At 64.8% G+C, this 14,522-nt stretch carries 16 protein-coding genes; 12 read left to right on the top strand and 4 right to left on the bottom strand.

The window, feature by feature from the left end; all coding sequences use genetic code 11:
* The first annotated feature begins 2 nt into the window (after positions 1 to 2).
* On the top strand, positions 3 to 701 hold the full coding sequence (locus CDQ91_RS12245) for an ABC transporter ATP-binding protein (RefSeq protein ID WP_088473022.1): 699 nt from the start codon (positions 3 to 5) through the stop codon (positions 699 to 701).
* 145 nt (positions 702 to 846) lie between these two features.
* On the top strand, positions 847 to 3,348 hold the full coding sequence (locus tag CDQ91_RS12240; protein ID WP_088473021.1) for an ABC transporter permease: 2,502 nt from the start codon (positions 847 to 849) through the stop codon (positions 3,346 to 3,348).
* 34 nt (positions 3,349 to 3,382) lie between these two features.
* On the opposite strand, the gene CDQ91_RS12235 is transcribed toward CDQ91_RS12240, so the two are convergent.
* The 3 genes from CDQ91_RS12235 to thrS are packed head-to-tail and all read right to left on the bottom strand — an operon-like array spanning position 3,383 to position 6,998.
* A complete protein-coding gene (locus CDQ91_RS12235) occupies positions 3,383 to 4,144 on the bottom strand; it encodes a sulfite exporter TauE/SafE family protein (protein ID WP_088473020.1) in 762 nt (253 codons plus the stop codon).
* Positions 4,141 to 4,992, bottom strand: coding sequence for a metallophosphoesterase (locus tag CDQ91_RS12230; protein ID WP_088473019.1), 852 nt, complete (start codon positions 4,990 to 4,992; stop codon positions 4,141 to 4,143). Before CDQ91_RS12230 ends, CDQ91_RS12235 begins: the two co-directional genes overlap by 4 nt.
* Before the next feature lie 2 nt (positions 4,993 to 4,994).
* On the bottom strand, positions 4,995 to 6,998 hold the full coding sequence (gene thrS, locus CDQ91_RS12225; protein WP_088473018.1) for a threonine--tRNA ligase: 2,004 nt from the start codon (positions 6,996 to 6,998) through the stop codon (positions 4,995 to 4,997).
* 147 nt (positions 6,999 to 7,145) lie between these two features.
* On the opposite strand from thrS, the gene CDQ91_RS12220 reads away from it, so the two are divergent.
* From CDQ91_RS12220 to CDQ91_RS12175, 10 genes are all read left to right on the top strand, one after another.
* Positions 7,146 to 7,580 carry a MerC family mercury resistance protein gene (locus CDQ91_RS12220; RefSeq protein WP_088473017.1) on the top strand — a complete coding sequence of 145 codons (435 nt, stop codon included), beginning with the start codon at positions 7,146 to 7,148 and terminating at the stop codon, positions 7,578 to 7,580.
* On the top strand, positions 7,577 to 7,978 hold the full coding sequence (locus CDQ91_RS12215) for a VOC family protein (protein WP_088473016.1): 402 nt from the start codon (positions 7,577 to 7,579) through the stop codon (positions 7,976 to 7,978). The genes CDQ91_RS12220 and CDQ91_RS12215 overlap by 4 nt, the downstream gene beginning before the upstream one ends.
* Before the next feature lie 176 nt (positions 7,979 to 8,154).
* Entirely contained in the window at positions 8,155 to 8,751 is a 597-nt protein-coding gene (locus CDQ91_RS12210; protein ID WP_088473015.1) for a hypothetical protein, read from the top strand.
* The gene (locus CDQ91_RS12205; protein ID WP_088473014.1) at positions 8,748 to 8,939 is read left to right on the top strand and encodes a helix-turn-helix transcriptional regulator; all 192 of its coding nucleotides are present in this window, start codon (positions 8,748 to 8,750) and stop codon (positions 8,937 to 8,939) included. Before CDQ91_RS12210 ends, CDQ91_RS12205 begins: the two co-directional genes overlap by 4 nt.
* 80 nt (positions 8,940 to 9,019) lie before the next feature.
* Positions 9,020 to 9,283: a DUF6356 family protein gene (locus tag CDQ91_RS12200; protein ID WP_419722564.1), complete on the top strand. Its 264-nt coding sequence runs from the start codon at positions 9,020 to 9,022 to the stop codon at positions 9,281 to 9,283.
* Between the two features lie 133 nt (positions 9,284 to 9,416).
* Complete coding sequence (locus CDQ91_RS12195) at positions 9,417 to 10,187, top strand: alpha/beta fold hydrolase (RefSeq protein ID WP_088473013.1); 771 nt, start codon at positions 9,417 to 9,419, stop codon at positions 10,185 to 10,187.
* A 9-nt stretch (positions 10,188 to 10,196) separates the two neighbouring features.
* Positions 10,197 to 10,634: an acyl-CoA thioesterase gene (locus CDQ91_RS12190; RefSeq protein ID WP_088473012.1), complete on the top strand. Its 438-nt coding sequence runs from the start codon at positions 10,197 to 10,199 to the stop codon at positions 10,632 to 10,634.
* A gap of 8 nt (positions 10,635 to 10,642) precedes the next feature.
* On the top strand, positions 10,643 to 11,080 hold the full coding sequence (locus CDQ91_RS12185; RefSeq protein ID WP_088473011.1) for a VOC family protein: 438 nt from the start codon (positions 10,643 to 10,645) through the stop codon (positions 11,078 to 11,080).
* A gap of 241 nt (positions 11,081 to 11,321) precedes the next feature.
* The gene (gene gloB / locus CDQ91_RS12180; protein ID WP_419722563.1) at positions 11,322 to 12,050 is read left to right on the top strand and encodes a hydroxyacylglutathione hydrolase; all 729 of its coding nucleotides are present in this window, start codon (positions 11,322 to 11,324) and stop codon (positions 12,048 to 12,050) included.
* Between the two features lie 46 nt (positions 12,051 to 12,096).
* Positions 12,097 to 12,540 (top strand): hypothetical protein, encoded by a 444-nt coding sequence (locus CDQ91_RS12175; protein ID WP_088473009.1) that lies wholly within the window; start codon positions 12,097 to 12,099, stop codon positions 12,538 to 12,540.
* A gap of 110 nt (positions 12,541 to 12,650) precedes the next feature.
* On the opposite strand, the gene CDQ91_RS12170 is transcribed toward CDQ91_RS12175, so the two are convergent.
* On the bottom strand, positions 12,651 to 14,480 hold the full coding sequence (locus CDQ91_RS12170; RefSeq protein WP_088473008.1) for an AMP-dependent synthetase/ligase: 1,830 nt from the start codon (positions 14,478 to 14,480) through the stop codon (positions 12,651 to 12,653).
* Positions 14,481 to 14,522 lie beyond the last annotated feature (42 nt).

The following is a 14,522-nucleotide window of genomic DNA, read 5'->3' as shown; positions in this document are numbered from 1 at the left end:
CCTTGACCGACGCGCATCGACCTTCGCCAGAACTGGCGATCGCCGCCCATAATGTGACGCTGACTTTGGGGAGCGACAAGGCCCCTGTCGAAATATTGCGCGGGGTCGACCTGGAGGTTCCGGCCGGAACATCGGTCGCGCTGCTCGGCCCGTCGGGATCGGGCAAAAGCTCGCTGATGGCGGTGCTGGCGGGGCTCGAACGCGCCAACGGCGGCAGTATCCACGTCGCGGGACTCGATTTTGCGACGATGGACGAGGATGATCTGGCACGGGCCAGGCGCGGGCGCGTCGGCATCGTGTTGCAGGCGTTTCATCTTCTCCCCACGATGACGGCGCTCGAGAATGTCGCGGTGCCGCTGGAACTGGCGGGAATATCCGATCCATTCGGACGTGCCGCCGCCGAGTTGGAGGCGGTCGGGCTAGGCCACCGGCTCACCCATTATCCCGCGCAACTGTCGGGCGGCGAGCAGCAGCGCGTCGCGATCGCGCGCGCGATGGCGAGTTCACCCGCTATCATCTTTGCCGACGAGCCGACGGGCAATCTCGACACCGCGACCGGGCATGCGATCATCGAGCTGATCTTCGCGCGCCGCGCCGCGCTAGGGGCGACATTGCTGATCATCACCCATGATCCTGAGCTTGCCGAACATTGCGACCGTGTTGTGGTGATGCACGATGGGCGAATTGAGGAACGGGCGTGAAGGGCGAAGCCATCCTCCCCGAAACGGGGAGGGGGACCATGCAAAGTATGGTGGAGGGGCACGTTCAGTCAAGCGCTGCGCATGGCCTCCCGTGCCCCTCCACCACCCTGCGGGTGGCCCCCCTCCCCCGTTGGGGGAGGATCTGATGCTCCCGCTCGCCACCCTCTGGCGGATCGCCCGGCGCGATCTTGCGACGCGTATCCGTGGCCTCCGGCTGCTTGCGGTCTGCCTGTTCCTCGGCGTCGCGACGCTCGCGGCGATCGGCAGCCTCACGCGCGGTATTACGTCCGAACTCGAGGTGCGTGGCCAGACGATCCTTGGCGGCGACGTCGAATTCAGCCTGCCGCAGCGCGAAGCGACCGCAGAGGAGATGGCGGGTTTCCGCCGCGCCGGCGCGCCTTCGGCCACGGTACGAATGCGCGCGATGGCCAATGCGCCGGGCGGCGACGCATTGCTTTCCGAACTCAAGGCGATCGACGGCGCCTATCCGCTCTATGGCAGCATGCGGTTGGAAAACGGCGAACGCCGCGGCCCGCCGCCGCCGGGCGGCATCTGGATCGGCAAGGATCTCGCGTCACGGCTTGACCTCAATGTCGGCGGCAGCGTGAAATTTGGCGACAAGACATTTAAAATCGACGGCATCATCGCCGAAGAGCCCGACCGGCTGGGCGAAGGCTTCACCCTCGGCCCGGTCGCGATCATCGGGCTGTCCGACCTGCCTGCAACACAGTTGATCCAGCCGGGCAGCCTTTACGAGAGCAAATATCGCCTGCGTCTGCCCGATAGCGCCAACCCCGAAGCGGTCGGCAAGGCGCTGACCGCCCAATTCCCCGAGGCCGGCTGGGACATTGCCGACCGCAGCAATGGCGCTCCGGGCACGCGGCGCTTCATCGAGCGGATGGGACAGTTCCTGTCGCTCGTCGGGCTCGCCGCGCTGGTGATCGCCGGGATCGGCGTCGGCAATGGTGTCGCGAGCTATCTCGCGGGCAAACGCCCCGGCCTTGCAACACTGAAGGTGCTCGGCGCCGACAGCGGCGCGGTGCTGCGCATTTATGGCCTGCAAATTTTGGCAGTCGCGGCGGTGTCGATCGTCGCCGGGCTGATCGTTGGCGCGCTCGCGCCCATTGCGATCGGTGCGGTCGCGGGGGACGTGCTGCCGGTGCGTCCGGGCTTCGCCATCTATCCGCTGCCGCTTGCGGTCAGCGCGGCTTATGGCCTGTTGATCGCGATCGCCTTTGCCCTGCCCCCGCTCGCGGCGACAAAGCATGTCCCGGCGGCGGGGCTCTATCGCGCGACGGTCGACAGCGCGGCGCGCGTCGACCGGCCGACGATCCTCGCGGTGGGCGCGGCGCTCGCCGCGATCATCGCGCTCGCGGTCGGCACCGCGCGCGAGCCTTTGTTCGCGCTGAGCTTCATCGGCGCAGCGGTTGGCTTGCTCCTCATCCTCGTTGGACTCGGCTGGCTGGTGCGCCGCACCGCGAGCCGCCTGCCCCGCCCGCGCCGCCCGCTGTTCCGCCTCGCTCTCGCCAATCTGCACCGCCCCGGCGCCGCGACGGGCGCGCTGGTGGTGGCGCTGGGGCTCGGGCTGACTTTGTTCGTCACCCTCGCCGCGATCCAGACGAGCATCACCGCCGAGATCAGCCGCACCGTGCCGCAGCGTGCGCCCAGCTTTTTCGTCCTCGACGTGCCGCGCGACGGGATCGCGCCGTTCCGCGCGCTGGTGCGCGGGGCCGACCCGCAAGCCGACGTCAATCTGATCCCCGCGCTGCGCGGCAGCGTCACCGAATTCGCCGGGCAGCGCGTCGATGAGCTCGCCGAATTACCCGAAGGCGCATGGGTGCTGCGCGGCGACCGCGGGCTGACCTATAGCCCCGTCCTTCCCAACGGCAGCACGCTGGTCGGCGGCGCATGGTGGGCGGCCGATTACAAGGGACCGCCGCTGGTCAGCGTCGAGCAGGAAGTCGCGACCTCGCTGGGGCTGAAGATCGGCGATACGCTGTCGGTCAATGTGCTGGGGGTCGAGGTGCAGGCCAAGGTCGCATCGCTCCGCACCGTCGAATGGGACAATTTCGGGCTCAACTATGTGCTCGTATTTTCGCCCGGCACCTTCGACGCCGCGCCGCACAATATGGTCGCGACGGTGGCGGTATCGCCGCAGGCCGAGACCGCTCTCGCACGCAGCATCCCGCGCGCCTTCCCCTCGGCATCGCTGATCGCGGTGCGCGATGTCGTGTCGCAGGTCACGACTTTGCTCACCCAGATGAGCCAGGCGATTGCGGCGGCGGCGAGCATCGCGATCCTCGCGGGCATTGCGGTGCTGATCGGCGCGATCGCCGCGAGCCGCGAACGGCGCGTTTACGACAGCGTGATCCTGAAGCTGCTCGGCGCCACGAGAGGCCAGATTTTGGGCGCGCAGGGACTGGAATATGCGGTGCTGGCGGCGATCCTTGCGGTGTTGGCGCTCGGGCTCGGGCTTGCCGGGGCGTGGTATGTGGTCACCCAGCTGTTCGAATTCACCTTTGCCCCCGATCCGTTCATCGTCGGCGCGACCCTGCTCGGCGGCGCGGGGCTGTCGTTCCTGATCGGGATTGCGGGAAGCTGGCCCTTGCTCTCGGCGCGACCGGCGCAGGCTTTGCGGAGTCTATAAATTGCCCGTTCGTGTCGAGCGAACGGAAAACGAGTCAGTTCAGCGCCCGCACCACCGCCGACACCGCGGCAACGCCGAGGACAACCGCGACCATCGTCTGCCACACGCGCGGCGGGACATGGCCGAAATGGCGCGCGCCGACGCGGTTGCCGAGCCACATCGGCGGGAACAGCAGCACCGCGAGCAGGAACAGGCGCCAGGTTGCAATCCCGACCCACAGCGCCGCGAGCGAACCCGCGATCGCGGTCGCAAAGAAGATCAGCAGCATAGACGCCCGCGTCACCCGCGGTTCGAGGTGGCGGCGGAAATAGAAGGGCACAACGGGCGGCCCCGGCATCGCGGCAAATCCGGTCAAGATACCCGCCGCTATGCCTGTTCCTCCCACCGCGAGGCGGCCGGGCTGATGACCTTCCGCCTGCTTCGGCAGCAGCACCGCGACGAACGCCCCGACCGCGACCGTCGTAATCAATATCCGCGCGAGATCGGGTGTCGTGGCATTGAGCGCGAACATGCCGATCGGCGTCGACGCCATCGCGAGCAGCGCGATCGGCACCGCGGTCGTCCGGTCGGCGTCGGCCATGATGACCTTGATCCCCACGGGGCCGATCAGCAGTTGCAGCAAGATGCCGAGCACCACCGCCTCGCCCGGCGCCATGATCAGGCCGAGCAGGGGCACGAGAATGATCGCCATCCCGAAGCCGGTCAGCCCGCGCACATAAGCGGCGCCAAAGGTCATCGCCGCCGCGCCGGCGAGGGTCAGCGGGGCGATGCCGACAAGCTGCGACAGGTCGGTCATGGGCGGGCGGCCTTTGCTTTGAGAGTGACCAGCCACGCATCGGGCGGTGTGTTGAATCGCAGCGGCAAGAGGCTCGTCCCGAGCCCGGCGCCGACGAAGATACGCTGGCTCCGGTCGATCATGTCGCCGCAGGCGAAGCGGTCGCCGTAGCGCGAGACATAGGAAATCGCGCCGATGAAGGGAAAACGGATCTGGCCGCAATGGGTATGGCCGGCGAGGATAGCCGCGACCGGCCGCTTGACCGCGGGTATGCTGTCGGGGCTGTGCGTGAGGATCAGCGGGACGCCGGGACCGAGACGGTCCATTGCCGCCAGCGTTGCGGCAACATCGGCGTGGCCTGAATAATCATCGTCGATGCCGCCAATGACCAGCGGGCCAAGCTTCACCGCCTCATTTTGCAGAACCCGGACTTTCTGCGTTTCCAACTCGCCGCGTAGCGCCGCCGGGTCAAACCAATGGTCGTGATTGCCCGGTACGACGACAACGCCCAGCGGCGCGCGAAAGCCGCCTAGCGGCGCAACGACCTGCGCAGCCGTATAAATGTGCGTGGCGGCCCGCTTTTCGCTGACGAGATCGCCTGCGATCAGCACGACGTCGGGCCGCAGCGCATTGAGCTCCGCAACAATGCGCGTCAGCCGCGCGGGCGGCATGTCGGGGCCCGCGACATGAATGTCAGACAGTAGAAGCAGTTTCAACGGCGGCTGGCCCGCGGGCCAGTCGGCGACCTCCACCGTCGCAGACCGGATCACCGGATCGCGCGTCGCGTTCCAATAACCTTTGGCCAGAAGCGCGACGCCGACAAGCGCCAGCAGCAACAGCCAGCGCCACCAGCGTCGCCGCGGCTTCACGCTCAATCGCGCAGATCGGGCGGGGTCGCTTCGCCCTTCAGCATCGCGATCGCTTCGGCGAGCGGCATGATGCGCTGGCCGTCCTGACCGAGGGTGCGGATCGCGACGGTGCCTTCTTCGGCCTCGCGCTTGCCGACGACGAGCAGATAGGGAACTTTTTGCAGGCTATGTTCGCGGACCTTGTAATTGATCTTCTCGTTGCGAAGGTCGCTTTCGGCGCGGATGCCCGCCGCGGTGAGCTGGGCGAGCGCGTCGCTGGCATAGTCGTCTGCGTCGGAGACGATCGTCGCGACGACCGCCTGCACCGGTGCGAGCCAGGTCGGGAAGCGACCGGCGAAGTGCTCGATCAATATGCCGATGAAGCGTTCATAGGTGCCGAGGATCGCGCGGTGGAGCATCACCGGGCGGTGGCGCGCGCCGTCCTCGCCGATATAGCTCGCATCGAGACGTTCGGGCATCACGCGGTCGGACTGGATCGTCCCGCACTGCCAGGTGCGGCCGATCGCGTCGGTCAGGTGGAATTCGAGCTTGGGGGCGTAGAAAGCGCCCTCGCCCGGCAATTCTTCCCAGCCATATTCTTCGGTCGCCATGCCCGCGCGTTCAACCGCTTCGCGAAGCTCGGCCTCGGCCTTGTCCCACATTTCTTCAGTGCCGAAGCGCATGTCGGGGCGCAGCGCGAGCTTCACCGCATATTTCTCGAACCCAAGCTGCTTGTAGACGCGGTCGAGCAGCGCGCAGAAATCGCGGACTTCCTCGACGATCTGGTCTTCGCGGCAGAAGATATGGCCATCGTCCTGCGTGAACTGGCGCACGCGCATGATGCCGTGGAGCGCACCATGCGGCTCGTTGCGGTGGCAGCAGCCCATTTCGGCCATGCGCAGCGGCAGGTCGCGGTAGGATTTGGTTCCCTGACGGAAGATCAGGACGTGCGCGGGGCAGTTCATCGGCTTGAGCGCCATCCACTCGGCGTCGTCGGAGACGATCGGGCCTTCATCCTCGATGTTCGGGACTTCGTCGGGGATGACGAACATATTCTCGCGATATTTGCCCCAGTGGCCCGACTGCTCCCACTGTTTGGCGTCCATCACCTGCGGGGTCTTGACCTCAGCATAGCCCGAACCGTCGATCGCGCGGCGCATATAGGCCTCAAGCTCGCGGTAAATGCGATAGCCCTTGGGGTGCCAGAAGACGCTGCCGTGGGCTTCTTCCTGCAGGTGGAACAGGTCCATCTCGCGGCCGATCTTGCGGTGGTCGCGCTTCGCGGCCTCTTCGAGCCGGACAAGATGCTCGTTGAGCTGCTTCTTGTTGAGCCAGCCGGTGCCATAGATGCGACTGAGCTGGGCGTTTTTCTGGTCGCCGCGCCAATAGGCGCCCGACACGCGCGTCAGCTTGAACGCGGCGGGGTCGAGCTTGCCCGTCGAGGCCAAGTGCGGGCCGCGGCACATGTCCATCCAGCCGTCACCGCTGCGGTAGACGGTCAGTTCCTCGCCCTCGGGCAATTCGGCGGCCCATTCGGCCTTGAAGCTCTCGCCATCGGCGGCCCATTTGGCGATCAGCTTGTCGCGCTCCCACACTTCGCGGGTCAGCGGCAGGTCGGCGGCGATGATGCGGCGCATCTCCTCTTCGATCAGCGGCAGTTCGTCGTCGCGGAACGGGCCGCGATCGGCGGCGGGCGCGAAGTCATAATAAAAGCCGTCGCCGGTCGACGGACCGAAGGTGATCTGGGTGCCCGGAAACAGGTTCTGCACCGCTTCGGCCAGCACATGCGCAAAGTCGTGGCGGAAGAGTTCAAGCGCATCGGCCTCATCGCGGCTGGTCACCAGCGCGAGGTTGGTATCCTCCTCCAGCGGGCGCATGATATCGCGCAGTTCGCCGTCGATTTTCGCTGCGAGCGCGGCCTTGGCAAGGCCGGGTCCGATGTCGGCGGCAATCTGCGCCGGAGTAGTTCCGCGCGCGACTTCTCGGGCAGAGCCATCGGGAAGGGTGACACGGATCATCTGGGACATCGAAAAAGGGGCCTTTCTGGCGGGATAAACACCCGCCCCTTTGCCAGCGCGCAACAGGGGCGGCAAGTGCCCGATTCACAATAGACCTTGCAATGATACATTGTATCCTTATCTGGGCAGCGCCACCCCTCCCGCGAAAGACATTGCATGTGCCTCCCCACACTCCGCCCGCGCGCCGCCGATCTGGCGGGGGTCGGCCTGTCGCTGACCTGCCTGATCCATTGCCTCGCCTTGCCGCTCGCCATCCTGCTCGCTCCGGCGCTCGGCCACTGGTTGACCCTGCCTGAGGGTGTGCATGCCGCGATCCTGCTGCTCGCGCTGCCCGCCGCGCTGATCGCAATGTCAGACGGGTGGCGGCGGCACCGGCGGTTTGCCCCCGCGTTCCTTGCCGCACTGGGGCTCGGCTTGTTGGCGCTTGGGCTTGCGGCGCATGAAGGCTGGATCGCGACGGCGGATCGCGAGCTGGCCGACCGGCTGCTGACGTCGGCGGGGGCAATCAGCCTTGCTTCCGCGCATCTTCTCAACTGGCGGTGGCGTCATCGCTTGGCCGTTCGGGCGGCGCACGATAGCCTGCGCCTATGACCGACCAGCCCCAGCATAGCATCGTCGCCATCCTGCCGTGCACCGACCTCGATGTCAGCACCGCCTTTTACGAACGGCTCGGGCTGGCGGTCGAAGGTGATTATGGCAGCTATCGCATCCTGAGCGATGGCGCGGGCTGGCAGCTTCACCTGACCAGCGAGTCGCCCGACGGTTGGCTGGTGCCGGGACAAAATCCCTTCGGCCTCTATTTCTACACTGCGCGCGTCGAGGACATCGCGGAACGGATGCGCGACCATATCCTCGAGCGCGAAAAGGCGCCGACGCACAAGCCATGGGGCATGTATGAGTTCGCGTTGTCAGACCCCGACGAAACGCTGGTACGGATTGGCTGGCCGAGCCGGCTGATCGGCGAAGCCCCGGCTTTGCCATCCCCCTAACATGCGTCATGCCGGACTTGATCCGGCATCCATCCTTTCCTCGCGGGCAAAGCGTGACCCCGGATCAAGTCCGGGGTGACGATATAGTCTTGATAGCTTTGCACCTTGTCAATGAAACTTGACTCACCCGTTTCAAAATATCAACCTTCCTTTACTTATTCGCAAGGAAGCTTGACATGACGACCAATACCGCTGCCTCCGCAAAACGCGCCACCCTCTTCTGGGTAACCGCCTTCATGGTCGGCATGATCGCCGCCGGTCTCCTGATCATATCGGGCGACTTCATCCAGCCGCCGTGGGGCATGGCGGTGATGCTGCTCCCGATGCTGCTGTTGATCCCGATGGTGCGCGCGCCCGAGCGGATGCAGCGAGCGACCGGTTCCGCTTCGCCCGCTGCGATGCGCTATAGTCGGCGGATGCTCGCCGCCTCTTTCGCCTATGTGATCGGATTTTTGATCGCGGTGGCGCTGTTCGACGATCGGGCGGTTTCGAAGTCGGTCGCCGCGACACTGTCGCTGCTGCCCACACTCGGTACTTTCGGCATGATCTGGGCGATGACGCGCTATGTCATCGAAGAGAGTGACGAATATCTGCGTGCCCGGACGGTCAATGCTGCGCTCATGGCGACGGGATTGCTGCTCGCGATCGGAACCTTTTGGGGTTTTCTGACAACTTTCGGCGTCGCACCCCATGTCCCGACATGGGCGGTGGTGCCGATGTGGGCGATAGGACTGGCCGTCGGCCAGCTTGTCAACAAGGTGCGCGGCGCGTGAAGAACCGGCTGAAAGTCCTGCGCGCCGAACGCGACTGGAGCCAGGGCGACCTCGCCGAGCGGCTGCAAGTGTCGCGCCAGTCGGTCAATGCGATCGAAACAGGGAAATATGACCCGTCGCTCCCCCTCGCCTTTCGTATCGCCGACCTGTTCGGCCTGCCGATCGAGGCCATTTTCCTGAGAGATTGAGCCTTCGAAAGCCGCCGCCCTTGCGAGCGATATACGATCCCGCTAGGGCGGCAGCAGCCGGAAAAGGAGCCGTCCCCCCAATGCTCAAGCTGTTCAAACATCTGTTCGTCGACCATCCCAGGAGCGTCGATGAAGATTATATCGAGCATTTCGGCGTCGCGTCGAAATTCGGGGTCACGATGATCTGGGGCGGGCTGGGCGCACTGGTCCATGCGGTCGTTCCCGGCTGGTGCATCACCACCGGTAGCGACACGATCCGCCGCCTCAACAAGATCATGGTCGAACAGCGAAGCGCCAAGGGACAGGCCGTTGCCCAGATGAGCACGGTCGACTGGGTCATCTGACCGGCGTGACCGAAACGCATTCGTCAAAAGACCCGTTCGCATCGAGCGAAGTCGAGATGCCCCTCGGCCCTGCGCCACGACGAGGGGTGTCTCGACTTCGCTCGACACGAACGGAAACAGAGGACGGAGCGGCGTGACCGAAACGCCCGCACCCGAATATCTGGAGCGGTCCGGCCGCCCCCGCCTTGCCTATCGCCACGTCGTGGGAACGGGACCGACGATCATCTTCCTGCCCGGTTACATGTCCGACATGGAGGGCGGCAAGGCGACCGCGCTTCATGCCTGGGCCGCGGCCGAAGGACGCGCCTGCCTGTTGCTCGATTATGCCGGTTGCGGCCAGTCGGACGGTTTGTTCGCCGAACAGACCCTGCTCGACTGGCGCGGCGATATCATCGACCTGATCGACGCACGCGTCGAAGGTCCCGTGCTGATTGTCGGGTCGTCGATGGGCGGCTGGCTGATGCTGCTCGCCGCGCTCGCGCTTGTCCGACGCGACGGGCCGAGCCGCGTTGCGGGGCTGGTCGGCATTGCGGCCGCGCCCGATTTCACCGACTGGGGTTTCAGCGACACCGAAAAGGCGATCATCCTCGCCGAGGGCGAGTTGCGCGAGGAAACACCGTACAGCGACCAGCCCTATGTGACGACGCGCGGCTTTTTTCAGTCGGGCGAAGCGAACCGGCTGCTGGGCGCCGTCATTCCGCTCGCCTGCCCGGTCCGTCTGCTCCACGGGCAGGAAGATGGCGACGTCCCGCCCGACATCAGCCTGCGCCTGTCGGCGGCGCTCGCCAGCGAAGATGTACAAACCACGCTCATCAAGGGCGGCGACCACCGCCTGTCGCGCGATAGCGACATCGCGCTGCTGATCGACACCGTCGCGCGGCTCGCAACAGACACCCGAAACTAAAGGATTCCCATGGCCCGCAGTGAGTTTCGCTTCTCCGTCCGCAAGCGCGTCCGCTATGCCGAAATCGACGCGCAGGCCGTTGTATTCAACAGCCGCTATCTCGAATATTTCGACATTGGCATCACCGAATATTGGCGCGCCGCCGGGGTCTATGATCGCTGGCCCGAGCGCGAGAGCCCCGAATTTCACGTCGCGCGCGCCGAGGTCGATTATAAGGTGCCGATCCTGCTCGACGAGGAAATCGACATTTGCGTGCGCTGTTCGCGCGTCGGCCGCAGCTCGATGACCTTTTTGTTCGAACTGCATGGCGCGGGGAAAGACGACCTGCGTGCGGCGGGGATGGAAGTCAGCGTCCATGTCGCCGAAGCGCAGGGCGCACCCACGCCTGTTCCGGATGAATTCATATCCTTGTTCGAAGCCTTTGAAGAAATGTCGCTGCGCGCCTAAACAGGGCCATGACAAAATATCTTCACACGATGATCCGGGTCACCGACCCCGATGCAACGATCGCCTTCTTCAACCATATCGGTCTGGAGGAAACCCGCCGCTTTGACAGCGAACAGGGACGTTTCACGCTGATCTTCCTCGCCTGTCCGGGGCAGGACGGCATCGCCGAGGTCGAGCTGACCTATAATTGGCCCGCCGAGGATGGCAGCGCACCCGAAGCCTATGACGGCGGCCGGAACTTCGGCCACCTTGCCTATCGCGTTGACGATATTTACGCGACGTGCCAGCGGCTGATGGACGCCGGGGTGACGATCAACCGCCCGCCGCGCGACGGCCATATGGCGTTCGTCCGCTCGCCCGACGGCATTTCGGTCGAACTGCTGCAGGAAGGCCATTTGCCGCCGCAGGAACCCTGGGCATCGATGCCCAACACGGGAAGCTGGTAACAATGATGCCGGGCGCGCCGATCGATTTCGACGTGCCCGGCATCACCGCAATGGGCGATGCAAGAGGGGGAGACAGATAGCTTTCGCTATGGCAAACTCGCCCTGCTCGCCGATACTTTCGGCCATGTCGAATTTATTGCGGAAGGACAGGATGCAATCGTGCATTGAGGATGTACGATCAAGGCGGATCGCCACCGGCTCCGTCTAAATGGTTGAGAGGCTGGCGAGAAAGGAAACGTTCGTGACTGCACTCGACATCGTCCGTATCCCCGTCCTCAGCGACAATTATGTCTGGCTGGTCCACGAACCCCAGAGCGGCAAGACGATGGCCGTCGATCCCGCGGTTGCCGAACCGGTCCTCGCCGCAGCGACAGAGCGCGGTTGGACGATCACCGATATCTGGAACACCCACTGGCACCCCGACCACACTGGCGGCAATGCCGCGATCAAGGCCGCAACCGGCTGCACGATCACCGGCCCCGCCGCCGAATTTGAACGCATCCCGACGCTCGACGTCCAGGTGAAGGGCGGCGATCGCGTTCGCCTGGGCAGCGTCGAAGCCGAGGTCTGGGACGTCCCCGCACACACCGCCGGTCATATCGCCTATCATTTCGCCAGCGACGCCGCGATTTTCGTCGGCGACACGATGTTCGCGATGGGCTGCGGCCGCCTGTTCGAAGGCACCGCCGAGCAGATGTTCGCCAATATGCAAAAGCTGGGCACGCTCGATGATGCGACGCGCGTTTACTGCGCGCACGAATATACGCTGTCGAACGCGCGCTTCGCGGTGACCGTCGACCCCGGCAATGAGGCGCTTGCCGCGCGACTGGCCGCGGTCGAATCGGCGCGTGCGGCGGGTGAAGCGACAGTGCCGACGAGCATCGGCCTTGAACGCGCGACCAACCCCTTCCTGCGCGCGCCAAACGCCGCAGAACTCGGGCGCATCCGCGCGCTGAAGGATGCGGCATAGCTTTTAGAAACCTCCATTCCTGAAGAAACCGTCGAGGAGACACAAGATGGCCAAGCCGAAGCTGATTTATGCCGCAGCGCTGATGGCGGCGCCACTGATCGCAAGCTGTGCCCCGGCCGGCAGCGCCGCTCCCGGCGCCGAAGCGCTCACCCCGAAGCAGGCCGAGCGGCTCAACAAGCAACTCGCGGGCAAGGTTCCGGGCCCGCCGGAAAAATGCCTGCCCAATTTCCGCACCACCGACACGATCCGCATATCGGACGATATCCTGCTTTATCGGGCCAGCGGCAAGCTGGTCTATCGCAACGACCTGAAGGGCAGCTGTCCGGGCCTGGCGCGCGACAGCGACATCATGGTCGTGCGCCAGTTCGGATCGTCGACCTGCGCCGGCGATTTCTTTCATCTGGTCGATCGGTCGAGCGGCATCCGCGGTCCGACATGCGTACTTGGCGAATTCGTCCCCTATCGCAAACCGGAAGGGGATGCAGGCTGAATCCAAGGGTTCAGCCACAGGCGGGGTCCGGTTTGCGCCGAGCTCCTCGGGTCGCAGCCCCGCCTGTTATCTATAGTTAGCGTCGCCCCCGCAAAGGCAGGGGCGACGGGCTATGCCTTGTACAGCGCGGCAATCTTGTCCGCATAAACTTCCCTCAGGACATGCCGCCGGATCTTCATCGAGGGCGTCATCTGCTCATTCTCGATCGTGAAGGGCGCATCGGCGAGGTCGAATTTGCGGACCTTCTCGACCACCGACAGCTGATCGTTGACGCGGTCGACTGCGGTGCGCAGCGCGGCGCGGAATTTCTCATGTTCGCGCAGCCGTTCCAAATCCTTGGGCAGCCCCTCGGCCTCGGCCCATTCGGCCATCCATTCGGGGTCGGGAACCAACATGCCGACCAGATGTGGGCGCTTGTCGCCATAGACCATCGCCTGAAGGATTTCGGGCTGGAGCGTCAGCATCCCCTCGACGCGCTGGGGTGAGACATTGTCGCCCTTGTCGTTGACGATCAGATCCTTCTTGCGGTCGGTTATGACGATGCGGCCCTGCGGGTCGATATGGCCGATGTCGCCGGTGTGAAGCCAGGGGCCCTTGTCGGGCTCGGCCGGATCGGGAACGAGCACACGCTCGGTCTCCGCCTCGTTACGCCAATAGCCCTTCATCACCAGCTCGCCGCGCACCAATATTTCGCCATCGTCGGCGATGCGCACTTCGGTGTTCATCAGCGGCGGGCCAACAGTGTCCATCTTGATCCCGGCGGCAGGGCGGTTGCAGCTGATCACCGGCCCCGCCTCGGTCTGGCCATAGCCCTGAAGCAAGGTCAGGCCGATCGAGTGGAAGAAGACGCCGATTTCGGGATTGAGCGGTGCGCCGCCCGACACCAGCGCCTTCATCCGGCCGCCGAAGCGTTTCTGGATCTTGGGCCGGAACAATTTGTCGAGGATGATGTCGACCGGCCGGTCGAGCACCCCCATGCGGCGCTCATAATCCTTTTCGCCGACGCGCAGCGCCTGACCCAGCATCCAGTTGGCGAGCTTGCCCTGTTTTTCGACCGATTTGATCATCCGCGCACGGATCACCTCGAACAGGCGCGGCACGACGACCATGATCGTCGGGCGCGTCTCCTCGATATTCGCGACGAGCTTTTCGAGGCCTTCGCTGTAATAAATCTGCGCGCCGACCATGATCGGCAGGAACTGGCCGCCCGAATGTTCATAGGCGTGACTGAGCGGGAGGAAGGACAGGAAAACCTCTTCGTCGCCGATACCGAAGTCGTTGACGAGAACTTCCGCAGCGCCTGCCGCATTGTGCAGGATCGCGCCATGATGCTGCATCACCCCGCGTGGCGCGCCCCCGGTGCCGCTGGTATAGATAAGGCAGGCGGTGTCGTCGCGGGTCATTGCGGCAGCGCGTGTGTGAGCTTCATCCAGATGCGCCTCACCGCCCGTAACGAGCGAATCCCAGTCGTGGATCGCCACGTCGCCCTGCTGACCGATACGCAGATTTTCCATGCTGATGACGATATGCGCGTTCGAGCGCATCACCGCGGGCATCAGCGTCCGGGCCAGCTTCGCGGTCGAAACGACCACCGCGCGGGCGCCGCTATTGTCGAGGATATGCTGGTGGTCGCGTTCGGTGTTGGTCGTATAGGTCGGGACGGTGATGCAGCCCGCGGCCATGATGCCAAGGTCGGCGATGCACCATTCGGGACGGTTTTCGCTGACCAGCACCACCCGGTCGCCATTCTTCAGCCCAAGTGCGCGCAAATGATGCGCGAGCGCCGCGACCTGATGCGCGACCTGTCGCCAGCTCAGCGGCTGCCACGCGCGATCGGCCTTGCGCCACAGAAACGGATCGTCGCCGCCCCGTTCGGCGCGGTCGAAGAACATCGCGACCAGGCTGGGGAAATGGTCGAGATGCGGGTTTTTCAATTTCATTTTTCTTCTCTCCCCGGAGAGGTTGGTCTGTTATGTTTTTCC

Source organism: Sphingopyxis witflariensis (genome assembly GCF_002205635.1).
Taxonomy (GTDB): Bacteria; Pseudomonadota; Alphaproteobacteria; order Sphingomonadales; family Sphingomonadaceae; genus Sphingopyxis; species Sphingopyxis witflariensis.
The sequence above is the reverse complement of the archived record's forward strand: the minus strand, read 5'-3'. Positions and strand labels throughout refer to the sequence as shown.

What these genes read in the sequence shown, in the direction of transcription:
- CDQ91_RS12240 (WP_088473021.1), top strand. Translation starts at nt 847, where the DNA reads ATGCTCCCGCTCGCCACCCTCTGGCGGATCGCCCGGCGCGATCTTGCG.
- CDQ91_RS12235 (WP_088473020.1), bottom strand. Translation starts at nt 4,144, where the DNA reads ATGACCGACCTGTCGCAGCTTGTCGGCATCGCCCCGCTGACCCTCGCC.
- thrS (WP_088473018.1), bottom strand. Translation starts at nt 6,998, where the DNA reads ATGTCCCAGATGATCCGTGTCACCCTTCCCGATGGCTCTGCCCGAGAA.
- CDQ91_RS12220 (WP_088473017.1), top strand. Translation starts at nt 7,146, where the DNA reads ATGTGCCTCCCCACACTCCGCCCGCGCGCCGCCGATCTGGCGGGGGTC.
- CDQ91_RS12215 (WP_088473016.1), top strand. Translation starts at nt 7,577, where the DNA reads ATGACCGACCAGCCCCAGCATAGCATCGTCGCCATCCTGCCGTGCACC.
- CDQ91_RS12210 (WP_088473015.1), top strand. Translation starts at nt 8,155, where the DNA reads ATGACGACCAATACCGCTGCCTCCGCAAAACGCGCCACCCTCTTCTGG.
- CDQ91_RS12200 (WP_419722564.1), top strand. Translation starts at nt 9,020, where the DNA reads ATGCTCAAGCTGTTCAAACATCTGTTCGTCGACCATCCCAGGAGCGTC.
- CDQ91_RS12190 (WP_088473012.1), top strand. Translation starts at nt 10,197, where the DNA reads ATGGCCCGCAGTGAGTTTCGCTTCTCCGTCCGCAAGCGCGTCCGCTAT.
- CDQ91_RS12185 (WP_088473011.1), top strand. Translation starts at nt 10,643, where the DNA reads ATGACAAAATATCTTCACACGATGATCCGGGTCACCGACCCCGATGCA.
- CDQ91_RS12175 (WP_088473009.1), top strand. Translation starts at nt 12,097, where the DNA reads ATGGCCAAGCCGAAGCTGATTTATGCCGCAGCGCTGATGGCGGCGCCA.
- CDQ91_RS12170 (WP_088473008.1), bottom strand. Translation starts at nt 14,480, where the DNA reads ATGAAATTGAAAAACCCGCATCTCGACCATTTCCCCAGCCTGGTCGCG.